The sequence below is a fragment of the Pseudomonas hefeiensis genome, from assembly GCF_030687835.1.
Lineage (GTDB): Bacteria > Pseudomonadota > Gammaproteobacteria > Pseudomonadales > Pseudomonadaceae > Aquipseudomonas > Aquipseudomonas hefeiensis.
In genome coordinates, this window is the sequence record NZ_CP117449.1 from 3,025,658 (window position 1) to 3,049,556 (window position 23,899).

Annotated in this window: 15 protein-coding genes and 1 pseudogene; 2 read left to right on the top strand and 14 right to left on the bottom strand. The window is 61.7% G+C overall.

Annotated elements, in window-relative coordinates; genetic code table 11:
• Nucleotides 1–91 precede the first annotated feature (91 nt).
• The 11 genes and pseudogenes from PSH57_RS13375 to PSH57_RS13425 form a co-directional block, all read right to left on the bottom strand.
• A complete protein-coding gene (locus PSH57_RS13375; RefSeq protein WP_305390032.1) occupies nucleotides 92–694 on the bottom strand; it encodes a glutathione S-transferase in 603 nt (200 codons plus the stop codon).
• Nucleotides 691–4,333 (bottom strand): annotated as a pseudogene (locus PSH57_RS13380) (AAA family ATPase). The gene PSH57_RS13375 and the pseudogene PSH57_RS13380 overlap by 4 nt, the downstream one beginning before the upstream one ends.
• Nucleotides 4,330–5,574 carry an exonuclease SbcCD subunit D C-terminal domain-containing protein gene (locus PSH57_RS13385; protein WP_305390035.1) on the bottom strand — a complete coding sequence of 415 codons (1,245 nt, stop codon included), beginning with the start codon at nucleotides 5,572–5,574 and terminating at the stop codon, nucleotides 4,330–4,332. Before PSH57_RS13385 ends, PSH57_RS13380 begins: the two are co-directional and overlap by 4 nt.
• A gap of 278 nt (nucleotides 5,575–5,852) precedes the next feature.
• Nucleotides 5,853–7,490, bottom strand: coding sequence for a BatD family protein (locus PSH57_RS13390; protein ID WP_305390036.1), 1,638 nt, complete (start codon nucleotides 7,488–7,490; stop codon nucleotides 5,853–5,855).
• On the bottom strand, nucleotides 7,487–9,223 hold the full coding sequence (locus PSH57_RS13395) for a vWA domain-containing protein (RefSeq protein WP_305390037.1): 1,737 nt from the start codon (nucleotides 9,221–9,223) through the stop codon (nucleotides 7,487–7,489). Before PSH57_RS13395 ends, PSH57_RS13390 begins: the two co-directional genes overlap by 4 nt.
• On the bottom strand, nucleotides 9,220–10,299 hold the full coding sequence (locus PSH57_RS13400) for a vWA domain-containing protein (RefSeq protein WP_305390039.1): 1,080 nt from the start codon (nucleotides 10,297–10,299) through the stop codon (nucleotides 9,220–9,222). The genes PSH57_RS13395 and PSH57_RS13400 overlap by 4 nt, the downstream gene beginning before the upstream one ends.
• Nucleotides 10,292–10,786 (bottom strand): DUF4381 domain-containing protein, encoded by a 495-nt coding sequence (locus PSH57_RS13405; RefSeq protein ID WP_305390040.1) that lies wholly within the window; start codon nucleotides 10,784–10,786, stop codon nucleotides 10,292–10,294. Before PSH57_RS13405 ends, PSH57_RS13400 begins: the two co-directional genes overlap by 8 nt.
• A complete protein-coding gene (locus tag PSH57_RS13410) occupies nucleotides 10,783–11,727 on the bottom strand; it encodes a DUF58 domain-containing protein (protein ID WP_305390041.1) in 945 nt (314 codons plus the stop codon). The genes PSH57_RS13405 and PSH57_RS13410 overlap by 4 nt, the downstream gene beginning before the upstream one ends.
• Before the next feature lie 10 nt (nucleotides 11,728–11,737).
• The gene (locus PSH57_RS13415) at nucleotides 11,738–12,697 is read right to left on the bottom strand and encodes an AAA family ATPase (RefSeq protein WP_047225799.1); all 960 of its coding nucleotides are present in this window, start codon (nucleotides 12,695–12,697) and stop codon (nucleotides 11,738–11,740) included.
• Nucleotides 12,698–12,936: 239 nt separating this feature from the next.
• Complete coding sequence (locus PSH57_RS13420; RefSeq protein ID WP_305416647.1) at nucleotides 12,937–14,262, bottom strand: chloride channel protein; 1,326 nt, start codon at nucleotides 14,260–14,262, stop codon at nucleotides 12,937–12,939.
• Between the two features lie 717 nt (nucleotides 14,263–14,979).
• Nucleotides 14,980–15,333 (bottom strand): hypothetical protein, encoded by a 354-nt coding sequence (locus PSH57_RS13425; RefSeq protein ID WP_305390044.1) that lies wholly within the window; start codon nucleotides 15,331–15,333, stop codon nucleotides 14,980–14,982.
• A gap of 443 nt (nucleotides 15,334–15,776) precedes the next feature.
• Here PSH57_RS13425 and PSH57_RS13430 point away from each other — a divergent pair, with 443 nt between their 5' ends.
• Nucleotides 15,777–20,645, top strand: coding sequence for an NAD-glutamate dehydrogenase (locus PSH57_RS13430; protein ID WP_305390045.1), 4,869 nt, complete (start codon nucleotides 15,777–15,779; stop codon nucleotides 20,643–20,645).
• A 194-nt stretch (nucleotides 20,646–20,839) separates the two neighbouring features.
• Here PSH57_RS13430 and PSH57_RS13435 read toward each other — a convergent pair whose 3' ends face one another.
• The 3 genes from PSH57_RS13435 to pdxR form a co-directional block, all read right to left on the bottom strand.
• Nucleotides 20,840–21,244: a cupin domain-containing protein gene (locus PSH57_RS13435; RefSeq protein ID WP_305390046.1), complete on the bottom strand. Its 405-nt coding sequence runs from the start codon at nucleotides 21,242–21,244 to the stop codon at nucleotides 20,840–20,842.
• Between the two features lie 139 nt (nucleotides 21,245–21,383).
• The gene (locus tag PSH57_RS13440; protein ID WP_305390047.1) at nucleotides 21,384–21,665 is read right to left on the bottom strand and encodes an antibiotic biosynthesis monooxygenase family protein; all 282 of its coding nucleotides are present in this window, start codon (nucleotides 21,663–21,665) and stop codon (nucleotides 21,384–21,386) included.
• Between the two features lie 123 nt (nucleotides 21,666–21,788).
• Nucleotides 21,789–23,222 carry a MocR-like pyridoxine biosynthesis transcription factor PdxR gene (gene pdxR / locus PSH57_RS13445; protein ID WP_305390048.1) on the bottom strand — a complete coding sequence of 478 codons (1,434 nt, stop codon included), beginning with the start codon at nucleotides 23,220–23,222 and terminating at the stop codon, nucleotides 21,789–21,791.
• A gap of 205 nt (nucleotides 23,223–23,427) precedes the next feature.
• Between pdxR and PSH57_RS13450 the strand changes: the two genes are divergently transcribed.
• The gene (locus PSH57_RS13450; RefSeq protein WP_305390049.1) at nucleotides 23,428–23,868 is read left to right on the top strand and encodes a carboxymuconolactone decarboxylase family protein; all 441 of its coding nucleotides are present in this window, start codon (nucleotides 23,428–23,430) and stop codon (nucleotides 23,866–23,868) included.
• Nucleotides 23,869–23,899 lie beyond the last annotated feature (31 nt).

The window sequence follows — 23,899 nt, forward strand, 5'->3', positions numbered from 1 at the left end:
AAGACTTCCCACAGCGGAGGGTTGTTTTTCTCTGTGGGAGCAAGCTTTGCTCCCACAGAAATCCGCGCCACTAAGCGTGCTGTGCAGGCAGTTACTTGGCCATGATCGCCACGAACAGCTCGGAATCCAGAAAGCGTTGCAGCCAGCGCTGCAAATGAGGGTAGGGCGCCCGGGCAAACCATTCGCGGTCGACATGCGCAAACTGCCGTACGAACGGCATTAGCGCCACGTCGGCCAGGCTCTGATGATTCGCCGCCAGAAATGCTCGGGTTTCAAGCAATGCTTCCAGCCTGCGCAGAAAGACCTCACCCTCGGCCCGATAATGCTCCAGGGGGGATTCGGGATGGCGTTCGGGGTATTTGTAGCGGTTCAGATGAAGCTTGAAAACCTGGTCGTTTTCCTCGATCAACGCTGCCGTCAACGCCTGGCCTTCGAGGTCGCCGAGCAACCTCCAGTTATCCGGATCGTGCTGCGCGAGGGACCAGCGCATGATCTCCAGGCTTTCATCGATCACCTTGCCATCGACCTGCAGCACCGGCACCGTGCCCTTGCTGGAAAGCGCCAGCATCTGGGGCGGTTTGGCCTTGAGGCTGACTTCGACAATCGCAAGCTTCACCGCGCTGTAGCGCAACGCCATGCGCGCCCGCATCGCGTAGGGACAACGCCGGAAGGAATAGAGCGTGGCGCGGTTCATTTCACCTCCACGGTACTCAAACCATTCCCTTGACGACGGACCTGAATCTGCACCGGGATCCGTTCGTGCATTTCCTGTACGTGGGAAATGACCGCGACCTTGCGTCCTTGGGCTTGCAAACCGTCGAGCGCATCCATGGCCAGTTGCAGGGATTCAGGGTCGAGGCTGCCAAAGCCTTCGTCAATGAACAGCGATTCGATTTTCAGCGTGCTGGACGCCATAGAGGCCAGGCCCAGCGCCAGGGCCAGGGAGACGAGGAAGGTTTCGCCACCGGACAACGAATGCACCGAGCGCAGCTCATCGCCCATCTCCGTGTCCATCACCAAAAGCCCCAGCATGCTGCCACCGCGCTTGAGCCGGTAGCGGCGCACCAGTTGTCGCAACTGGACATTGGCGTGATGCACCAGCAAATCGAGGTTGTATGCCTGGGCCAGCTTGCGGAAACGGTCGCCGGTGGCTGAACCGATCAGCGCATCGAGCCGCGCCCAGCGCTGGTACTCGGTATAAGCCTGTTCGATCTGCCGGGCCAGGGCCTGGTTGGCGTTTTGTCGGCGTTGGTCCTCGGCCTGTTCGGCGCGTAGCTCAGCGCAGCGTTGTTCGCTGGCAGTAAATTGAGTTTGAAGCTCGGTAAGGGCCTGGGTCAGTTGTTCAGACTCCAGGTTGCCGTTGTGCTGGGCCTGATGGTTTTGCAAGCGCTGCTCACGTTCAGTGAGCAGCACACGGGCCTGTTCAATGGCTTTTTCGCTGTTGAGCAATTGCTGGCGCAGTTGGCCGACGCTTTGCTCATCCAGGTCAAGCAAGGCGGCCAGAGAGGCATCATCCAGTTCCGGATGGCAGGCGCGCCATTGCGCGATGCCGGCGGCCAGGGTCTTGTGTTCGGTGTCCAGGGCTTGGGTTTGTTCCTGGCGGGCTTTGAGTTCGGCGGCCAGCTCCACCAGGCTATGGCGCAACGCCTGCAATTGTTGATTGGCCGCTGTTTCGGCGCTGTGGGCCTGTTCCAGGGCCTGGTCGAGTTGCTGCTGCCACTGTTCGGCGCTGGCGTGTTCGCCCAGCAATTGCATGAGCCGCTGCTGGCAGGCCTGCTGTTGTTCGGTCAGGGCGCTCAGTTGCCGTTTCGCCAACTCCAACTGCTGGAGACGGGTTTGCTGGCGATCCTGCTCTTTTTCCAGGGTCTGCTGACGCTGAAGTTGCTCGCTGAGTTCGTCGCGCTGTTGTTCCAAGTGCGCCAGGCGTTGAGAGATCTGCTGGTCAAGCTGCAGGAACGTCGCGGCGGGTTCGGTGCGCAGGGCCTGTAACGTGTCTGCCGGCAACAACGTACTGAAGTGGCTCAGTTCCTCGTCCAGGCGCTGGCGATCACGGGCCAGTTCCTGCTGTTGGTTGTTCAGGTGCAGGGATGCCTGCTGGTGCGCGGTTTCAGCCTGGCGCAATTGCTGCGTCAGGCGCGCGGCGTCCTGTTGCAGGGTGAGCAGGGCGGCCTGGCGTTGTTCGTCCTGGCTGATACGCAGGCTTAGCTGACTGTTTTGCTGGTCCAGCCAGGCGTCGCGTTGGGTCGCATCCTGGGCCAGCAGTTGCGCCGACAGCGGATGGCGTTCAAGGCTGGGCGCCAGACTATGCTGCTGGCTGGCAAGCTGTTCCTGTTGCTGCTTGAGTTCTTTGAGCTGGGCGATGACGCCGCTGTATTGCGCGCGCAGCTCGATGACCTTTTCATGGAGCGACTCGACGGCTTTGCGCGCGTTGGCCTCTTCGCTTTCATCAAAGCGCCCCAGGCTTTGCAGCAAGGCTTCGGGGTGATGATAAGGATGCTCGATGCTGCCACACACCGGGCATGGCTGGTCATCCTTGAGCTGTTCGCGCAGTTGTTCAACGCTTTCGCTGCGGGCCAGACGCTGGCGCTCGAGCAGTTGGCGGGTGACGCTCAGGGTCTGCTCGGCAATCGCCAGTTCGGCCTTGGCTTCGCTGCCTTCGCGCACCAGTCGGTCGCGTTCCTGTAACGCCCGTTGCTGGCGCTGCTCAAGCTCGGCGCCACGTTTGTCCAGCTCTTGCTGGCTGGCCCAGAGCCGCGTCAGATCTTCGAAGGCACGCAGTTGCTTGCGGTTGTCTTGCAACAGATTAGCGAGCAACTGGATCTGCTCGGCCACCGCTTGCGGTTCGGCGTCGGCTTCCTTGTAAAGGACTTCGAGGTTTTGCCGGTGGGTTGTCAGGTCCTCGGCGGCGTGAGCGGCATTTTGCTCCAGGGTGGCGAGTTCGGTCTGCCCCTGGTTCAGGCGGTTGCCGATCTGCATCAACTGTTGGAGGCGATCACGATAGGCTTTCCAGGCGTCACTCAGCGGCGCCAGGTGAGTGCTTTGTTCAAGCTCCCCAGTAATTCGCTGCAAGCGCCCGGCCACCTGCTTTTGCTGCTCAAGCAGGGTGTCGATGGTGCGCTGGCCTTCGCTACAGGCGTGTTGTGCCTGTTCCTGGCGTTCGGCGCTTTGGCGGGTGTCCATGACGAGGCGGGCGAGGGTGCCTTGTTCTTCAAAGGCCTGGCGCAGCAAGGGGGCGCTGTCGGTGCTTTGTTGCCGGGCCGCGGTCAGCGCCAGTTGCGCAACGCCCAGGCCTTTCTCCAGTTCGGCCTGGCGTTCATGCAGGTCGATCTGTTGCTGGGTGAGCTGCTGAACCTGTACCGCCAAGGGCTCGAGCTGCCGGGTCAGTTCCGTCTGGCGGATGAATTGATGTCGTTGCGGCGCAAGTTGTTCCAGGCGGGTCAGCTTCAGGCGTTCGTCGACCAGGGCCTTCCAGTCGGCTTGGGCCTGCTGCAGTTGCTCGGCGGCGCTGGCCTGTTGCTCTTGCAACTGGCGCAGGTCTTTGAGCCAGGTGTGTTGCTGCTCCAGTTGCTTGAGTTGCGCCTGTTGGGTCTTGAGCTGTTGCTGGGCTTCGTTGAAGCGCTGGTCCAGTTCGGCGCGGGCCTCGGGGGCTAGCGGTGTGACGCCGGTGGCCTGATCCTGCAATTGCTTGTGGGACTCTTTGGCCTGTTTGGCCTTGTCGAAGGCTCGCCGGCCCAAGTCGGGTATACAGGGCCGTATCGGTGAGCTTTTCCAGCAGCTCGCTGCGGTCGTTGTCATCGGCCTTGAGAAATGCACTGAACTCGCTCTGGGCCAGCAACACGGCACGAGTGAACTGTTCAAAGTTCAGGCCCAGGGCGGCTTCGAGTTGGGCTTTGTATTCGCCTTTCTGACTCGCCAACAACTGGTCGTTGTCCAGATCCCGCAGGCTCTGGCGACTGGCTTGCAGCTTGCCACCGGCCTTTTCCCGGGCGCGATTGGCTTCCCAACGGGCCCGATAGCGGCGCCCGTCGATACCGCGAAAATCCACTTCGGCGTAACCATCGCCGGTACCACGGCGCAACAGCGTGCGCGGGTCGCCCGTGGCGATTTCACCGTCGGCGTCCGGCACCTTGGCGTCGCGCCCGGTGTTGTTGAGGCGCGGCACGGCGCCGAACAACGCCAGGCACAAGGCGTCGAGCAGGGTGCTCTTGCCAGCACCCGTGGGGCCGGTGATGGCGAAGAGTCCGGCGCTGGCGAGCGGTTCGGCAGTGAAGTCTATTTCGAAAGGCCCGGCCAGGGAGGCGAGGTTCTTGAGACGGATCGCGAGAATCTTCATGGCTGCTCGCCCTCCATCTGTACGTCTTGCAACAGCACGGCAAAATCCTTGAGGGTCTGTTCGTCCACTTCATTGCCGTAGCTGTCCTGCCAGGCGCGGCTGAACAATTCCTGCGGGCTCAACTGATCCAGTTCGACCAGCGCGGCGCCGTCATCAACGCCTGCGCTGCCGCCGCTGCCGGCGTACTCGGCGGCGATCCGCACCAGGCGCACGGCTTTGCCTTGCAGGGCGGTTTCCACTTGATGGCGCAGGTCTGGCTGCGGCTCATCGAGGCGCACCCGCACCTCCAGCCAGGGCTGGCGCTGGGCATCGGCCAACAGGTCGATGTCCGGCAGGTCCTTGAGTTGCACCAGAATCTCGGCCAGCGGTGCCGGGCCCAGTCGTTGCAGGTTGACGGCCCGGGGAATCAGCCGCGGCTCGATCTTGACCAGGGTTTCGCCGTCCAGGGTGACGTCGAGGATCTGATGCTGATAACCGATTTCCGAAAACGACAACGGAATTGGCGAGCCGCTGTAGCGGATGCGCTCTTCGCCGTTGACCTTTTGCGGCTTGTGCAAATGGCCGAGGGCGACGTAGCTGATGCTCGGGCCGAACAGGCTGGCGGGCAGGGCTTCGGCGTTGCCGATGATCAGGCTGCGTTCGGAATCCTCGGACACCGAGCCGCCGGCCATGTGCGCATGGCTGATGGCGATCAGCGCCTGGCCTTTCTTGCGCTTGTCGTTGGCGGCGGCGATCAGCCACTCATGAACCTGGCCGATGCCGCGCAGGTAGTCGTCACCCAGTTGTGCGCCGGTCACCTCGGCAGGCCGCAGGAACGGCAGGGCCAGGCACCACGCCTTGACCTTGCCCTTGGCGTCGGGCAGCGGCAGCAGCAGGCGCTCGACGTCCAGTTGCCCGTCGTCCAGCCACAACACCCGGCCCAGGGCATGCGTGCGTAACCGGCGCATCAGCGGCGCCGGCAGTTCGATGCGCGAGCCGGAGTCGTGGTTGCCGGCGATCATCACAATGGTCAGGTTGGCGTTTTGTTCATGGGCGCTGACGATGAAATCGTACAGCCGCTCCTGGGCTTTGACCGGCGGGTTCACCGTGTCGAAGATATCGCCGGCAATCAGCAGCACGTCGGGTTTTTCGCTGGTCAACTGACGCAGCAGCCAGTCAAGGAAACAGGCGTGTTCGAAATCGCGCTCCTGGCCGTGCAGGTTTTGCCCAAGGTGCCAGTCGGAGGTGTGGAACAGACGCAAGGTGAACTCCAGAAAACAGATAATGGCCGCGGGAAGAAGGGCGGCTAAAAGATGGAGAGTTTACTGGGAAACAGGGCAGAGAAACCGGGCAACATCTCAAAATGAGTTGGCACCACTCCTGTGGCGAAGGGATTTATCCCCGCTGGGCTGCGTGAAGCAACCCCAATAAAGCGGACTCAATCAACCAGGCAGATCGAGATCTCGGGTTTCAGGGCTGCGTTGCAGCCCAACGGGGATAAATCCCCTCGCCACAGAAGCGCTATGTCCGGCAAATGGGATTATTTGGGGTAGAGCGGTGGCAACCCACTGTCGCCGGCCGGGTCCTGGAAGCCTTCCGCCGCGGGAATGGTGCGAATGGCCCGCCACAAATCTTCACCTTGCCAATACTGGCCGGTTTCGCTGTAGAGCGCGCCGTTGAGGCCGTCCAGGGCGTCGGACAGTGGCACGAAGCGCGCGGCCATGTCGGCCAGCGTTTCGGGTTGCTGCCGCGCCCAGGCGTCCAGCGCCTGACGTGTAGCGTGGGTGTCGTTGGCCAGGCAGGCACGCTTGAGGTCGTCCAGCAAGGTCCGCGGGCTTGGCCCGGTCTGGGTCGCGCGCAGAATGGCCGGCTGCGAACGGGCGCGCCACCACAGGCCCAAGCCCAGCAGCGTGGTGCAGGCCAGGACAAAGGTGCTCAGTTGCCAATACCACAAGGTGTCGCTGTCGACGATCGTGACAATCTGCGGTGTGCTCGTTGGCGTGTCCACCATCAGGCTCGGATTGTTCGCCACTTGCAGAGTCCGTGCTGGAAGGCTGGTGCGGTCCAGGTGGTCTTCCAGGGTGTTCCACCAAACCACTTCCACCGGCGGCAGTTCAATCGTGCCACTGCGGTTGGGCACCAGGGCCTCGCGGTCTTCACGGCTGCCCACCAAACCGCGTTCACTGCTGCGACTGCTGAGTACCGGTTGGTCGGGGTAGCGCCGCAGGCCGCTTATTTCAGTGGCTGGCAGGGGCGGTAACTGGGCGCTGGCCAGGCCCTCGGCTTCCAGGGTCAGGCTGCGGGTCAGGGAGTCACCCACCTGGCTGTGGGTCGGCTCCGGACTCCAGCTCTCGCTCAAGGAAAGGCTGCGCGCCGGCAGCCAGGGCACATCAGCCGGGTAACTGGCGGGCTTGGGGTTGACGGTCAGGCGCAGTTGCTCGGAGCTGACACGCATCAACTGGCCGGGTTTGGGGCCCGACGGCGCGGTTCCCTGGGCCACCGGCTCAACCAGGGTGGCGCTGAAGGTCTGAGCCGGGATCATCAGTTCGCCGCTGCGCTGGGGGTAGATGCCGTAGCGCAGTTCGATCACGCCGTGGCGTACGTTGTTGATGACCTTTTCGTAGGTGCGTGATTCGCCTAGTTGTTCGGTGCGGGCATCGGGGATGTGCAGCGGCGTCAGGCTGCTGTCGTCGTACAGCGACACCGAATGGTAGATGCGCAAGGTCAGGATCGCCTGTGCCTGGACATAGACGTGGGTCTGGTCGAGGCTGGCCTCGATGAACACCGGTGCCAGTTTGCCAGGTTCATTGCGCGTTTCACTTTCGATCACTTGCAGGGTGATCGGCTGGCTCGTCACTTCGCCCAATTGCAGGGCCGGAATGACCACAGTGCCACTTTGGCGCGGTAGCAGGGTGACGATCCAGCGGGTGGTGGCGCGATTTTCGCCGTCGAGGGTCGTCAGTTGGTTGACCTGGCGGGTGCCGCGAACATCGAACAGCGCCTGGAGCGGGCTCAGGTCGGGTTTACCGAACTGTGTGGCGTCATTGGATTCCAGGGTCAGCTCCACGGTTTCCCCGGAACTCAGGCGCCCGCGATCCACACTGGCAGTCAACTGTGCGGCCTGGGTTCCAGATGCCCATAGCAGCAACACGAGGAGATAGGCGGTGAAGCGGGTCATTGGGTTTTTCCCTGGGCCTGATGGCTTTGCTGTTCATACCAGAATTTACGTCTGAGCAGTTCGCCCGGATTATCCGGGATCTGACGCAGCCATTGCTCCAGTGCCTGGCGCTGTTCTTCGTCATTGCGCTGCCCGGCCGCGGGGCGCAGCGGTGGGGTCGTGGTCCGCTCATCGGGCAACTCGCTGCCCGGCACATCCTGGGCGCCGGGCGGTGGCGTTGTCTGGCGCGCCTGGGCTTGTTCCGCCGCCGCAGGTGCTTCGGAGGATGGCTGTCCCAGCGTAGAAGACTGGGCCTGCGTATCGGCAGGCGGCGATTGCTCGGCGGGGCCCGTCTGCTCGCTTTCGTCGGGTTTCGGTTCCTCCGGTGACGGTGCCTGCTCTTTCAACAGGCTTTCCACCAGAACCTTGTTGGTTTGGGCGGGCCGCAGGTCCGGTTGCAATTCCAGGGCTTGTTCGTACGCATCCAGTGCGGCGTCCAGTTCGTTGCTTTTGGCCAGGGCGTTGCCGCGATTGTAGTGGGCGCGGGCGTCGTTGCCCTCGGCAAAGCGGCGGGCGGCTTCGCTGTAGTTACCGGCTTCATACAGCGCCACACCTTGCCATTGGTGGTCCTCGAAGTGGGCGGCGGCCTCGGCCGGACGTTTCTGCTTGAGCAGGTGCTGGCCCTGTTGATCGGGGCGCAGCCACAGGTCCTGGAATTCGAAGGCATGACCGGTTTGCGGCAACATGAACAGCAACGGCAGGCAGAACAGCCAGCCGCGACGTCCAGCGCAGGCGGCCAGCAGCAACAGCGGCAGGAGCAGCCAGTAGCCATGGTCCGCCCAGGTATCCAGGCGCAAGGTCTGACCGTCGCTGCGCACATGGCGAGGGCCGTCCAGCAGCCCCAGGCCGCGCAGGTCGCTATCGTCCAGGCGTGCCGGGCGATAGCGGCCGTCCAGCTCATTGAGGAAGGACTTGAGGCTCGGGCTGTCCAGACGCGGTACCAGAATCGCGCCCTGGGCATCCTTGAGGTAACTGCCATCTTCCTGGGTTACCGGGGCGCCTTCGCGGGTACCGATGCCCAGCATCAGCAATTGCGTGGCAGATCCATCGAGGATCTGGCGGATATGCTCGCGTTCCTGTTCGTTCAGCGATGAACCCATCAGCAGGATCCGGCCGTGGCCGAGCCCGCTCTGATTCAGCAGCGCCATGGCCTTGTTGACCGCCAGGTCGGCACGATGGCCGTTTTGCGGCATGATCGAGGGCGTGAGCGCTTCCAAGAGGTTGGCGCTGGTGGACAGGTCGTCGGACAGCGGCACCAACGTGTGGGCGCTGCCGGCATAGACGATGATTGCGGTCTGGACATCGCTGCGGCTATGCAGCAAGTCCAATACCTTGCGCCGGGCCTGTTCCAGACGCGTCGGCGGGACATCGGCGGCGAGCATCTGCGGTGTCAGCTCCAGCACCACCACCAAAGGGTCGGCAGGTTTTTGGCTGGTCTGTTCGACCCGCGCCCAACTGGGGCCTAGTAGCGCAAGCACGATCAATAGCCAGCCCAGGCCAAGGGCAACCCATGGGAGCTTGCTTTCGCGGCCGTTGCCGCCACTGAGCAGCACGGCATGAAACGCCGGCGGCAGAATCATCTGCCAGCGGCCCACGCGTTTCTGCCGGTGCCACAGTTGCCACAACAGCCACCCCAGCAACGGCAGCAACAGTACGAACCAGGGGCGCAGCCAGTGCGGCCAGAGGGCGATCATCGGCGTCTCCCCAGGCGCAAGCGCTTGAGTCGTTGGCGCCACTCGGAGTGTTCTGCCGGTCGGAATAGCGGCTGGGTAAACAGGCGCTGCAAAGGGTTGTCCGGCCAGCGCTCCCGCGCCGCCAGCAAGATGCTCAACAGCAGCGCACCGGACAGCGGCCATTGATAAAGCGCCAGGGCCGGGCGGGCCTGGGTCGGTTGCTGGGTCACTGGTTCGAGCTGATCGAGGGTGCCCTTGATTGCCAGCAGTTGTTCGCCATCCTGGGCGCGAAAATACTGGCCACCCGTGGCTTGGGCAATTTCCCTGAGTGTCGCTTCGTCGAGGTCCAGGCTCGGATTTACCCCGACAAATCCTGCCGTGACGCTTTCTTCCGGATCGGCGCCAATGCCAATCGGGTAGATCTTCACGCCCTCTTCGGCGGCCAGTCGGGCGGCGGTCAGCGGGTCGATCTCGCCACCGTTGTTGGCCCCATCGGTCACCAGGATCAGCACGCGGCTGTTTGCCGGACGTTGACGCAGGCGCTTGAGCGCCAGGCCGATGGCGTCGCCGATAGCGGTGTTCTTGCCGGCGATGCCGATGCGCGCTTCATCCAGCCAGAGCCGCACGGTGCGACGGTCGAAGGTCAGTGGTGCCTGGAGGTAGGCCTGGCTGCCGAACAGGATCAGGCCGACCCGATCACCTTCACGGCCCTCGAGAAAATCCCCGAGCAGGTGCTGGACCAGCGCGAGGCGACTGATGTCCTCGTCTTGCCAGCGCATATCGGGGAAGTCCATGGATCCCGAGACATCCACCGCCACCAACAGGTCTCGGCCGCTGGCAGCGATCGGCAGCGGCTCGCCCAACCATTGCGGGCGCGCAGCGGCAATCAGCAACAACAGCCAGAGCAGGATGAAGGGCGCCTGCTGACGCCAGGTCGGCAGATTGCTTCGGGCCCGGCGCCCCACGAGACCTTCGAGGTCGCCCAGGAAACTGACCCTGAGGGCCGGCTCGCCACTGTCGGCGGCGGGCAGCACCAGACGCATCAGCCAGGGCAGCGGCAACAGCGCGAAAATCCACGGCCAGGCGAACTCAAACATGTTTGCGAATCCAGATTTCGACGGCCTGGGTCAGGCCGGCAATGGCTTTGTCATCGAGCTTGCATTCGGGTTTGTAGGCGCCTTCCACCAGTACCATCCAGTGGGTCAGGCCCGCTGCCGGGCAGCGGTTATCCAGGAAAGCCAGCCATTGACGTCCGTTGAGGGTGTGGCTCTGGCTATAAGGATAGTGGTTGCGGCACAGGCGCTTGAGCAGCCCGTTGAGCTGTTGCAGCCAGGCGCCGGCAGGGGCGCCATCGTAGGGTTTGGGCAGCAGGGCGAGTTCCGCCAGAGCGGCCAGACGCGCCGGGTCCAGGGGTTGCTCGGCGTGGGCGGTGGAGCGCCTGGCGGGCATGAAACGGCGCAATTGCCATAGCCCCAGGCCCAGCAACGGCAACACCACCAGCAGCAGCCACCAGCCCGGCGCGGGGGGCCAGAAACCGATGGGAGGAGGCGCTATCAACGGCTGCAGTTGATCGAGACTGCTCATTGGTTTTTCCCCGAGCGCTTGGGGTTCAGGTATTCGCGCAACTGATCGACCATGTCGCCCTGGGTGCTCAGGGGCATCAGCAGGATCCGCAACTTCTGCGCCAGTAGTTCCCAGCGTTCCTGGCGTGCCTCGGCTTGGGCGCGATAGGTCTGGCGCAAGTCGAAATTCAGCGTGTCGAGCTCCAATTGTGCGCCGCGCTGGGCGAAACGCAGCAACCCGGCTGCGGGCAGGGCGTGATCCAGCGGGTCCGAGAGCGGCAACAGCAGCAGGTCGCAATGGCGCGACAGTAGGCTTAATTGTTGCTCGGCACCGTCGGACAGCGCACGTTCATCGCAAATCACGATGACCAGGCTGCCGGGCCGTAGCACTTCCCGGGCCCGGCGCAGGGCGATGCCGAACGAATCGCGGTCCGGCTCACCTTCGGTGTGCAGCGACTGATTGACCCGCACCAGGCGGTTAAGCAGTTGCAGTAGGCTCTGTTTACTGCGCCGGGGCTTGACCTCGTAATGGGTATTATCACCGAACACCAGCCCGCCAACCCGGTCGTTGTGCCCCAGCGCGGCCCAGCCGATCAGGCTGGCGGCCTGGGCCGCTAGCACCGACTTGAACATTAATCCCGAGCCGAAGAACAGCCGATGGCTTTGCTCGATCATGATGAAGATCGGCCGCTCTCGCTCCTCATGAAACAGCTTGGTGTGGGGCTCCTGGGTACGGGCGGTCACGCGCCAGTCAATGGTGCGCACATCGTCGCCGGCCTGGTAGACCCGCACCTGATCGAAATCCACGCCGCGTCCGCGCAGCTTGGAGTGGTGCAGGCCGATCAGCGGGCTACGCTGGCCTGGCGTCGAGAACAACTGCACTTCACGCACGCGATGGCGCATCTCGATCAGCTCCGAAAGGCTGACGCGGATGCCCGGTACGGGCGCCAGTGGGTTGTTCACGGCTGGCTACTCAAGCGACGGCGACGACATCGAGAATTCGTTGTACGACGCGGTCCTGGTCAATGCCGGCCGCTTCGGCTTCGAACGACAGGATGATGCGATGGCGCAGTACGTCAAACAAAACGGCCTGGATGTCCTCGGGGCTGACGAAGTCGCGGCCGGCGAGCCAGGCGTGGGCACGGGCGCACCGGTCCAGGGCGATGGAGCCCCGCGGGCTGGCGCCGTAGGCGATCCATTCGGCCATTTCCGGGTCAAACTTGGCCGGCGTACGGGTGGCCATGACCAGTTGCACCAGGTATTCCTCCACGGCGTCGGCCATGTACAACCCGAGGATCTCCTTGCGTGCGGAGAAAATAGCCTGCTGGCTCACGCGGCGCTCGGGTTTGGTTTCGCCGTGCAGCGCTTCACCTCGGGCCTGCTGCAGAATACGACGCTCCACCGCGGCATCCGGGAAGCCGATCTTGACGTGCATCAGGAAACGGTCGAGCTGGGCTTCGGGCAGCGGGTAGGTGCCTTCCTGCTCGATCGGGTTCTGTGTGGCCATCACCAAAAACAGTGGCGACAGCTCATATGTGCTGCGCCCGACGCTGACCTGGCGCTCGGCCATTGCTTCGAGCAAGGCTGACTGGACCTTGGCCGGGGCACGGTTGATTTCGTCCGCCAGCACCAGGTTGTGGAAGATCGGCCCCTGCTGGAACACGAAACTGCCGGTTTCCGGGCGGTAGATTTCCGTGCCGGTAATGTCGGCAGGTAGCAGGTCGGGGGTGAACTGAATACGATGAAACTGCGCCTCAATGCCCTCGGCCAGTTCTTTGATGGCCTTGGTCTTGGCCAGCCCCGGCGCGCCTTCCACCAGCATGTGGCCGTCGGCGAGCAGGGCGATGAGCAGGCGCTCGATGAGTTTTTCCTGGCCGAGGATCTGCGTTGAAAGAAAGGTTCGCAGCGCCAGCAGCGCTTCACGATGTTCCATCGGTGACTGTTCCTGGAAAGGGTGGCCCCGGGCGTTCGGATAACGTCGGGGCTGGGGGCGTTACTTTAATGCATGGCGGGGGGTGGCGACTAACGGGATTTTGTTTGACGGGCGGATTTGTGACCGGGTTGGATTCATTGTGGGAGGGGGTTTGCTTGCGATGTTGATAGAGCCAGCGGCTAAGGACTCAACCCTACCAGATAGCGGATCCATCAGATTCACCACATTTGCGCCACTGTTTACGCCGGACCGGGTTTTCGCAATGTATCTTCGCGTTCTGCTGCGTGAAGGAACTCTCGCGCCAACTGCTGATACAACTCTGGTCCCATCCTTGAGCTCACGGCCTTGGCTATTAACGCCACGGCCATGAGACTGATGACCATCTCATGGCTATCGATCATCTCCATGACGATGATCGCGGAGGTGATTGGAGACTGTGTGACGGCGGCGAGAAAACCGACCATGCACAACGCAATAATGGGTTGCAGGGCAAGCCCAAACAATTCGGCAACGTTGGATCCAACGGCTGCTCCGATCGCCAGGGACGGGGCGAAGATCCCGCCCGGAATACCTGAAAAGTAAGTGATGATTGTCGCCAGGAAACGGGTGATCGGTGCATGCCAGGGAAGACTGATGTCATTGTTGATGACCTGCGAGGTAATCCCGTAGCCGCTTCCAAATGACGTGCCTGCGCTGAGCCAGCCCAGTATCGCCACAATCATTGCGCAGATCCCTGCGAACCACACCGGATGGCTGCGGCGCCACTCCCAGAGCACGAATCGATGATGACGCTGAGGCCACAGCAGGATACGGCTGAACAGTCCTCCCAACAGGCCGCAGCCAATGCCCGCCGCCAGTATTGGAGGGAGAATATCTCGGCCGATCTCCTGAACATCAAAATGGCCGAAATAGTTGTAGTTTCCCTGCAAGGCGATAGCGACCATCCCTGAAAGAATAATGGTGCTGAGTAATACCCCGCTGGTACGGGTTTCCAGCTTGCGGCCAAGTTCTTCTACCGCGAAGGCAATGCCTGCCAGGGGTGTATTGAACGCCGCGGCAATACCGGCTGCGCCACCCGCCAGTATCAAGTCCTCTACGCGAACGATTCGCCCATTCGGCAGAAAACGGTGGAAGAAATGCATGATCGAGGCGGCGACTTGTACCGATGGCCCTTCGCGTCCAGCGGAGAAACCTCCTGTCAGCGCGAGCGTACCAAGGCCGATCTTGCCAAAGGCAATTCGCAGCGAAACCAGTTTGTCGACACTTTTCCCTTGTTTCGCCAGTTTCGTTGCAGCAATCACCTGAGGTATCCCGCTGCCTTGAGAGCCATTGAAAAAGCGGGTGGTCAACCAGACCACGAACATGCCGATCAGTGGTGTGTAAATAAATGGCAGCCAAGGCCGCTCAGCTGTTTGTTGGGCGAATTGCGATAATGCTAAATCGGCCAATCGGGTGAACATGACTACGAGCAGACCGGCAACCGTCGCGGCTGTCCACAACGTCACTCGAGTACGCCAACGGATGGAGGTGAAACGACGATGTATCAGAGTAAACGGCTTGATCACCCGGCCTGCTTCCTGTTGACGTCCAACATTTCTCTATGCGGACAAGCCTAACCTCATCCATCACGCCATCCAAGTCGGGGATGAACACCGATTCCATGAGCACTCAAGATCAGTGCGGGAGCCGAGTCTGATTGCGATTGTGGTGGGTCAGGCTGCATTGAAGTTGAATGTGCCGCCGTCATCGCGAGCAAGCTCGGCTCCCACAGGGATTGGCGGTGGACACAAAACTAAGAGCGCCACAGATCCATTGTGGGAGCGAGCCTGCTCGCGATAGCGTCATTAGCATCACCGTCCATTCCCTAGCGTGAGCCCGCGTCCCGCTGGAGTACAACCAGCTCAATGCGTTCCAGACTCGGTATGCAGCGGCCATTCGGGCCGGTGGTGGTTCCGGGCTGGTCCTGATCAGTCAGAACAACAAACTGATCAAGGACCTGGGTGCCTACACCAGCCTGGATGTGCCGGATAACGGCAATGAGGCCCGTTATTACGTGAGGGACCTGAATGATAGTGACGCGTACCTGGCCTATGACGTTGACGGCAATCTGGTGCAGAAAGACGAATAACAGTTGGTGCACTGACCTGTGGTGAGGGGATTTATCCCCGTTGGGCTGCGAAGCGGCCCCCGAACCAGGCAACTCGGTGTGCCAGGAAGATTGAATTCGCTGCTTTGGGGCTGCTGCGCAGCCCAGCGGGGATAAATCCCCTCGCCACAAGGAATCAGAGCTGGCTTATATAGGTCCCCGTCCCCTTGAGGATGTTCTGCAAGGTCAGTTCCACTTCCGCCAGGTCCGCCGCATCGGTGTCATGGGTGATTTCCAGCACGTCGTCGCCATTGAGCACATCGGCATCCGCCGCAGCAATTTCGATTTTCAGCAGGGTCGGGCTGAGGGTGACCTTGACGCCCTCCAGGGTCGAAGGCTCACCCTCCAGGGCGATTTCCAGTTCGTTTTCGTCGGGGTAGCGGGTCATCAGGAACATTTCGCCCTGGGCACTGTGGCAGCACAACATGGCCATGTTGTCTTCCTCGTCGTCACACGGGTTGGCGATCAGAAGGGCGGTGGTCATTTGCATGGTGATGGCTCCTGGCTCGATGAGCCGAAAAAAGTGGATTTTGCCAGCCTGGAGGACTTTGCGCTGGATTACCGCAATCGGGCTGCGATTTCACACCGTCAGGTGCCGTTTCGCCCCTGGGCTGCTAGGGTTGTTCGATGAACTCGGGCCGGTTTAGCTTGCCGATGACCGAATATGTCGCAGCGCTGCAAGCAGGCACATTGTCGCACTCGTTAAGCTGCACGGCGGATGTACACCTGCAAAGGGCACCACGAGGGCTTTTTGCAGGTGTCCATTACATGGAAATTACATGGAAAAGGATGTGACCTGCCGGTCTTGTCCAGCTTCACCCACCTGTCATCCTGTTTCCTCTGCCCGAGAATCAGGAGCAGGATGGCCGACAGCTCCGAAAGGGGCTGCACGCGACGCTTCCATCAATAACAAGCCCAAGCGGAGTACCACAGATGGCGTTCTTCACCGCAGCCAGCAAAGCCGACTTCCAGCACCAACTGCAAGCGGCACTGGCGCAGCACATCAGTGAACAGGCACTGCCACAAGTGGCGCTGTTCGCTGAACAATTCTTCGGCATCATTTCCCTCGATGAACTTACCCAGCGCCGGTTGTCTGACCTCGCCGGCTGCACCCTGTCTGCCTGGCGCCTGCTTGAGCGCTTCGAACACGCGCAGCCGCAGGTCCGCGTCTACAACCCGGATTACGAACGCCACGGCTGGCAGTCGACGCATACCGCAGTGGAAGTGCTGCACCACGACCTGCCGTTCCTGGTGGATTCGGTCCGCACCGAACTGAACCGTCGCGGCTACAGCATCCATACCCTGCAAACCACCGTGTTGAGCGTGCGTCGCGGCAGCAAGGGCGAGTTGCTGGAGATCCTGCCAAAAGGCACCCAGGGCGACGACATCCTGCAAGAGTCGTTGATGTACCTGGAGATCGACCGCTGTGCCAACGCCACCGAACTCAACGTCCTGAGCAAGGAACTTGAGCAGGTGCTGGGCGAGGTGCGCGTGGCGGTGGCTGATTTCGAGCCGATGAAAGCCAAGGTCCAGGACATTCTGGCCAGCCTGGACAACAGTGCCTACGCTATCGATGCCGACGAAAAAGGCGAGATCAAGAGCTTTCTGGAATGGCTGGTGGGTAACCACTTCACCTTCCTGGGCTACGAAGAGTTCGTGGTTCGTGATGACGCCGACGGCGGCCATATCCAATACAACCCCGATTCGTTCCTCGGCCTGACCAAACTGCTGCGCGCCGGCCTTACGGTCGATGACCTGCGCATTGAAGACTACGCCGTCAATTACCTGCGCGAACCGACCCCGCTGTCGTTTGCCAAGGCCGCGCATCCGAGCCGCGTACACCGTCCTGCCTACCCGGACTACGTGTCGATCCGTGAGATCGATGCCGATGGCAAGGTCATCAAGGAATGCCGCTTCATGGGCCTGTACACCTCGTCGGTGTATGGCGAGAGCGTGCGTGTCATTCCTTACATTCGCCGCAAGGTCGAGGAAATCGAACGCCGCTCGGGCTTCCAGGCCAAGGCGCACCTGGGCAAAGAGCTGGCCCAGGTGGTCGAAGTGCTGCCCCGTGACGACCTGTTCCAGACTCCGGTGGACGAGCTGTTCAGCACTGTGATGTCCATCGTGCAGATCCAGGAACGCAACAAGATCCGCGTATTCCTGCGCAAAGACCCGTACGGCCGTTTCTGCTACTGCCTGGCCTATGTGCCACGCGACATCTATTCCACCGAAGTGCGTCAGAAGATCCAGCAAGTGCTGATGGAACGTCTGAAAGCCTCGGACTGCGAGTTCTGGACCTTCTTCTCCGAATCCGTGCTGGCCCGTGTACAGCTGATCCTGCGCGTGGACCCGAAGAACCGTCTCGACATCGACCCGGTATTGCTGGAAAAAGAAGTGGTGCAGGCCTGCCGCAGCTGGAAGGATGACTACGCGAGCCTGGTGATCGAAAGCTTCGGCGAAGCCCAGGGCACCAACGTACTGGCCGATTTCCCGAAAGGCTTCCCGGCCGGCTACCGCGAGCGTTTTGCCGCGCACTCGGCCGTGGTCGACATGCAGCACCTGTTGAGCCTGCATGAAAAAAATCCGCTGGTCATGAGTTTCTACCAGCCGCTGGGCCAGGTTTCCGGTCAGCGCGAGCTGCACTGCAAGCTGTACCACGCCGATACGCCGCTGGCATTGTCCGATGTGCTACCGATCCTGGAGAACCTCGGCCTGCGCGTGCTGGGCGAGTTCCCGTATCGCCTGCGCCACACCAATGGCCGCGAGTTCTGGATTCATGACTTCGCGTTCACCGCCGCTGAAGGCCTGGACCTGGACATCCAGCAGCTCAACGACACCTTGCAGGACGCCTTCGTCCACATCGTGCGCGGCGACGCCGAGAACGATGCATTCAACCGCCTGGTGCTGACCGCCGGCCTGCCATGGCGTGATGTAGCGCTGCTGCGCGCCTACGCCCGTTACCTGAAGCAGATCCGCCTGGGCTTTGACCTGGGTTACATCGCCAGCACCCTGAACAACCACACCGACATCGCTCGCGAGCTGACCCGGTTGTTCAAGACCCGCTTCTACCTGGCCCGCAAGCTCAGCAGCGACGACCTGGAAGACAAGCAAGTACGCCTGGAACAGGCGATCCTCACGGCGCTGGACAACGTCCAGGTGCTCAACGAAGACCGCATCCTGCGTCGCTACCTGGACCTGATCAAGGCCACCCTGCGGACCAACTTCTACCAGACCGACGCCAACGGTCAGAACAAGTCCTACTTCAGCTTCAAGTTCAATCCGCACTTGATCCCGGAATTGCCCAAGCCAGTACCAAAATTCGAGATTTTCGTGTACTCGCCACGGGTCGAAGGCGTGCATCTGCGCTTCGGCAACGTAGCCCGTGGTGGTCTGCGCTGGTCCGATCGTGAAGAAGATTACCGCACCGAGGTGCTCGGCCTGGTCAAGGCCCAGCAAGTGAAAAACTCGGTAATCGTGCCGGTCGGTGCCAAGGGCGGTTTCCTGCCACGGCGCCTGCCGCTGGGCGGCGGCCGGGACGAAATTGCGGCCGAGGGCATCGCCTGCTACCGCATCTTCATCTCGGGTCTGCTGGACATCACCGACAACCTCAAGGAAGGCGCACTGGTACCGCCGGCCAACGTCGTGCGTCATGACGACGATGACCCGTACCTGGTGGTGGCGGCGGACAAGGGCACCGCGACCTTCTCCGACATCGCCAACGGCATTGCCATCGACTACGGCTTCTGGCTCGGCGATGCGTTCGCCTCCGGCGGATCGGCCGGCTACGACCACAAGAAAATGGGCATCACCGCCAAGGGCGCGTGGGTCGGTGTTCAGCGTCACTTCCGCGAACGCGGTATCAATGTTCAGGAAGACAGCATCACCGTGGTAGGTGTCGGCGACATGGCCGGCGACGTGTTCGGTAACGGCCTGTTGATGTCTGACAAGTTGCAACTGGTCGCAGCGTTCAACCACCTGCACATCTTCATCGACCCGAACCCGGAACCGGCCAGCAGCTTCGCCGAGCGCCAGCGTCTGTTCGACCTGCCGCGTTCGGCCTGGACCGACTACGACACCAGCATCATGTCCGAAGGCGGCGGTATCTTCTCGCGCAGCGCCAAGAGCATCGCCATCTCGCCACAGATGAAAGAACGCTTCGACATCAAGGCCGACAAACTGACTCCGACCGAGCTGCTCAACGCCTTGCTCAAGGCGCCAGTGGATCTGTTGTGGAACGGCGGTATCGGCACTTACGTCAAGGCCAGCACCGAAAGCCACGCCGATGTGGGCGACAAGGCCAACGATGCGCTGCGCGTGAACGGTGACGAACTGCGCTGCAAGGTCGTGGGCGAGGGCGGCAACCTGGGCATGACCCAATTGGGTCGTGTCGAGTTCGGCCTGCATGGCGGCGCCACCAACACCGATTTCATCGATAACGCCGGCGGCGTGGACTGCTCCGACCACGAAGTGAACATCAAGATCCTGCTCAACGAAGTGGTGCAGGCCGGCGACATGACCGAGAAGCAACGCAACCAGTTGCTTGGCAGCATGACCGACGAAGTCGGCGGCCTGGTGTTGGGCAACAACTACAAGCAGACCCAGGCCCTGTCCCTGGCGGCACGCCGTGCATTCGTGCGCATTGCCGAATACAAGCGCCTGATGAACGATCTGGAGGCACGCGGCAAGCTGGATCGCGCCATCGAGTTCCTGCCGGCCGAAGAACAACTGGCCGAGCGTGTCGCGGCGGGCCAAGGCCTGACCCGTGCCGAACTGTCGGTGCTGATCTCCTACAGCAAGATCGACCTCAAGGAAGCGCTGCTCAACTCCCAGGTGCCGGATGACGATTACCTGACCCGTGACATGGAGACCGCGTTCCCGCCGACGCTGGTGAGCAAGTTCTCCGAAGCCATGCGTCGCCATCGCCTCAAGCGCGAGATCGTCAGCACCCAGATCGCCAACGATCTGGTCAACCACATGGGCATCACCTTCGTTCAACGGCTCAAGGAGTCCACCGGCATGAGCCCGGCGAACGTGGCGGGTGCGTATGTAATAGTTCGAGATATCTTTCACCTTCCGCACTGGTTCCGCCAAATAGAAGCCCTGGACCACCAGGTGTCGGCCGACGTACAGCTGGAGCTGATGGACGAGCTGATGCGCCTGGGTCGTCGTGCGACGCGCTGGTTCCTGCGCAGTCGTCGTAACGAGCAGAACGCTGCCCGGGATGTTGCTCACTTCGGTCCGCACCTGGCGGCGCTGGGCCTCAAGCTCGACGAGCTGCTGGAAGGCCCGACCCGTGAAGGCTGGCAGACCCGTTACCAGGCCTATGTGGCGGCCGGCGTGCCGGAGCTGCTGGCGCGCATGGTTGCAGGCACCACGCACCTGTACACCTTGCTGCCGATCATCGAAGCGTCCGACGTCACCGGCCAGAACGCCGCCGATGTGGCCAAGGCCTACTTCGCCGTGGGCAGCGCCCTGGACATCACCTGGTACTTGCAACAGATCAGCGCGCTGCCGGTAGAAAACAACTGGCAGGCCCTGGCCCGTGAAGCGTTCCGTGATGACGTCGACTGGCAGCAGCGGGCTATCACCATTTCGGTCCTGCAACAGGGCGACGGCACTCAGGAGGTGGAAACACGTCTGGCGCTGTGGCTGGAACAGCATAACGACATGGTCGAGCGCTGGCGCGCCATGTTGGTGGACATCCGTGCCGCCAGTGGCACGGACTACGCCATGTACGCGGTCGCCAACCGCGAACTGCTGGACCTGGCGTTGAGTGGTCAGGCGGTCGTAACGGCCAACTGATCCTGCGTTGAATGAAAGAGCCCCGCATCGAGAGATGCGGGGCTTTTTTATTAGTGCGGTGGCTCCCTGGGTAAAAATACTCCTGTGGGAGCAAAGCTTGCTCGCGATAGCGTTGGATCAACAGTATTGATGTAACTGACGGACCGCTATCGCGAGCAAGCTTTGCTCCCACAGAGGCGTAGTGGTATGGCCGGTTAGTTCTTCAGCGGTATCAACACCGCTTCATCCTTGCCCATCACCATGAACACCAGCAATTTGGCCGGTTCGGTCGAGCTGGCGTTTTTCGAAACCAGATGCTCGGACCCCGCAGCTTCGTACCAGAATTCCCCGGCCTTGTAGGTGGTCGCCGGCTCGCCTTGGACCTGGGAGGTGATGGCACCTTCCAGCACATAGGCCATGGCCGTTCCTTCATGTTTGTGGGCGACGGACGACTGGCCGGGGGCGTAGTCGACCGTCAGCATCATGGCTTTGTTACCGGGCAGGTTCTTCAGCATCTTCTCCTGCAGCACGTTGATCTTTTCCGAAGGCGCGGTTTCGTGGGCATAGACCGGGGCCAGAGGCAGCAGACTGAGGGTGGCGATCAGGCAAAGCGTTTTCATGGGAATGACCTTCGTGGGTTTGAGTGATTTCGCGCTGTAGCGGCGATGGATTCACCCTAAGCCCCACGGTAGGGCAAACAAACGTCCAATCTTTCGGAAGGCGGGTAGACCAATGCCACGATCCACCTCATGGCAAAGGTCAGCGGTTGAAGTCCACGCTTCGAGCCAGGCGGTTGTCGATCAGGCCGATGAAACCTTGCACTTCAGGGCAGTTGAAGTGGGCTTGCATCGCCGCTTCCGATTGCCAGCGGGCGCTGACGTTCCAGCGGTCGCCGTCCTCCGGGCAACGGTCAACCATGTAGGCATCGCACCCGGGTTGCGCGCGCAAGGTTTCGACGATTTTCTGCAACTGGCGGCCCAGTTCTTCCGAGCGACCAGCGGCGGCTCGGACCTGTACGGTATTGATCACTTGGCGAGTCATTGCTCTGGCTCCTGAATCAAGTCGGACGGGATTTACTCAACACTCAACAAGACCCCTGCAGGATAGGCCTGTAATTACGAGGCTAAAACAGCCAATGGGCGGATAAATGCCCAGTCCAATGGCTCAGGCGACCTGCTGCAAAATGTCCCGCAAGCGGTCCAGGGCGGTGTCGATGTCGAGGATTTCGATGGCGCCAAAACCGAAGAACAGACCCGGTCGCACCGGGACATCGTTGAAAAAGCCATCGAGGCGGTACAGGCCGACTTCGGCTTTTTTTGCCAGTTCGATCACCAGCGCCAGATCGATGGGCACCTTGCACAATACTGCCAGGTGGAAACCAGCGGTCGTCGGAACCGCCTCGAACCAGGGTGACAGGTCCCCGGTCATACGTGCCAGGATTCGCTCGCGGCGGCCGGCATACAGCGTGTGACAGCGGCGGATGTGCTTGAGCAGGCAGCCCTCGGCGATGAATTTGGCCAATGCCCACTGGGGTAGGGTGGAGGTGTGTTGATCGGTGAGGCGCTTGGCCAGGATCACCGCTTCGAGAATCGCGGGTGGCAGGATCGCGTAACCGAGGCGCAGCTCCGGTAGCAACGTCTTGGAGAAGGTCCCGACGTAGGCCACGATCCCGCGTTCGTCCATGCTTTGCAGTGAGTCGGCGGGCCGGCCTTCGTAGCGGAATTCGCTGTCGTAATCATCCTCGATGATGATTGCCCCCAACTCGTAGGCCCGCGCCAGCAAGGCCTCGCGGCGGGCCTGGCTCATGGGCATGCCCAAGGGAAACTGGTGGGACGGCGTCACATAAATCAGGCTCGTGCCGTCGGGAATGAGGTCCACCCGCATGCCCTGTTCATCCACCGGTATCCCGGCCACCGTGGCGCCGTGGGAGCCAAACAGCAGGCGTGCCGGCGGATAGCCCGGGTCCTCCATGGCCACCAGGCTGCCCGACCGGGTCAAGACTCGCGAGATCAGGTCCAGAGCCTGTTGTGCGCCGTTACACACCACCACCTCATCGTCCTGACAGTTGACCCCGCGAGAGAACGCAATATGCCGGGCGATGGCATTGCGCAGCGCCGGCAAACCCTCGGGCTGGCTGTAGAAGCCTTTGGCATTGGCGATCTGGCGCAAGGCGTGGGCGGTGCAACGCCGCCAGTCGTCCAGGGGAAACTGGCCCTTGCCGGTGGCGCCGCCGATGAAGTCGTAACGAAGTGCCCCTTCGATTGTCGGGTGACGCAGCAGGTCCGGCATGTTGCGCCAGGTCTCGACGACGTCGGCGCCGGCCAGTTCCCGGTGGCTTTGTTTGCGCACGATTCTGGCCGGGCGCGCATTGACATAGGTGCCTTTGCCAATGATGCCGGTGAGGAAATTTTCGTAAGTCAATTGGGCGTAGGTGTCGGACACGGTCTTGCGCGAGACGCCCAACTGTTCAGCGAGCAAGCGGCTGGGCGGCAGTTGCGTGCCGGCGGCCAGGCGACCGGTTTCGATGGCGCTGCGCAATTGTTGATACAACTGGCCTGCCAGGTCCTTGCGGCCGTTGATGACAACATGAAGTTCCATACCCGCGCGCTCCTGGGCGATTGTGTGGCGCTAGCCCTCAAAGGCGAAAGATTAACCGCATTGTGCGATTGCATAGAAGTTGCGTGGAGAAAATCGCGCTGATTGGTCCGGTATGAAATGGTCCTGGATTTTTCGACACATTGGATCTGTCGCGCAGCGTGCTCACGTCCTACCGTACGGGTCTAGATCATCACGGAGTTCCGCCATGAGCCAGCGTCTGGATTACTACAGTGCGTCCCCAAGGGCGATGAAAGCCATGATTGGCCTGGAAGCGCTAAGCAGTCGCCTGAGTATAGAACCGGGACTTCTGCATCTGATCAAGATCCGTGCCTCGCAGCTTAACGGCTGTGCGTTCTGCACTGACATGCACTCGGTAGATGCGCGGCGCCTGGGTGAGAGCGAGCGGCGTCTGTTCGCCGTGGCAGTGTGGCGCGACAGTGGCTTTTTCACCCCCCGCGAACGCGCCGCCCTGGCCTGGACCGAGGCGGTAACGCTGTTGGCCGAAAGCCAGGTGCCGGATGAGGTCTTCGCCCAGGCCCGCGCCGTGTTCAGCGAGGAGGAACTGGTCGACCTCACGCTGGCAATCAGCACCATCAACAGCTGGAACCGGCTGGCGGTGAGTTTCCGCCAGAGTCCCGGTCCCTGATCATTGATAAACCTGCTTGCCGCCCCCCAGG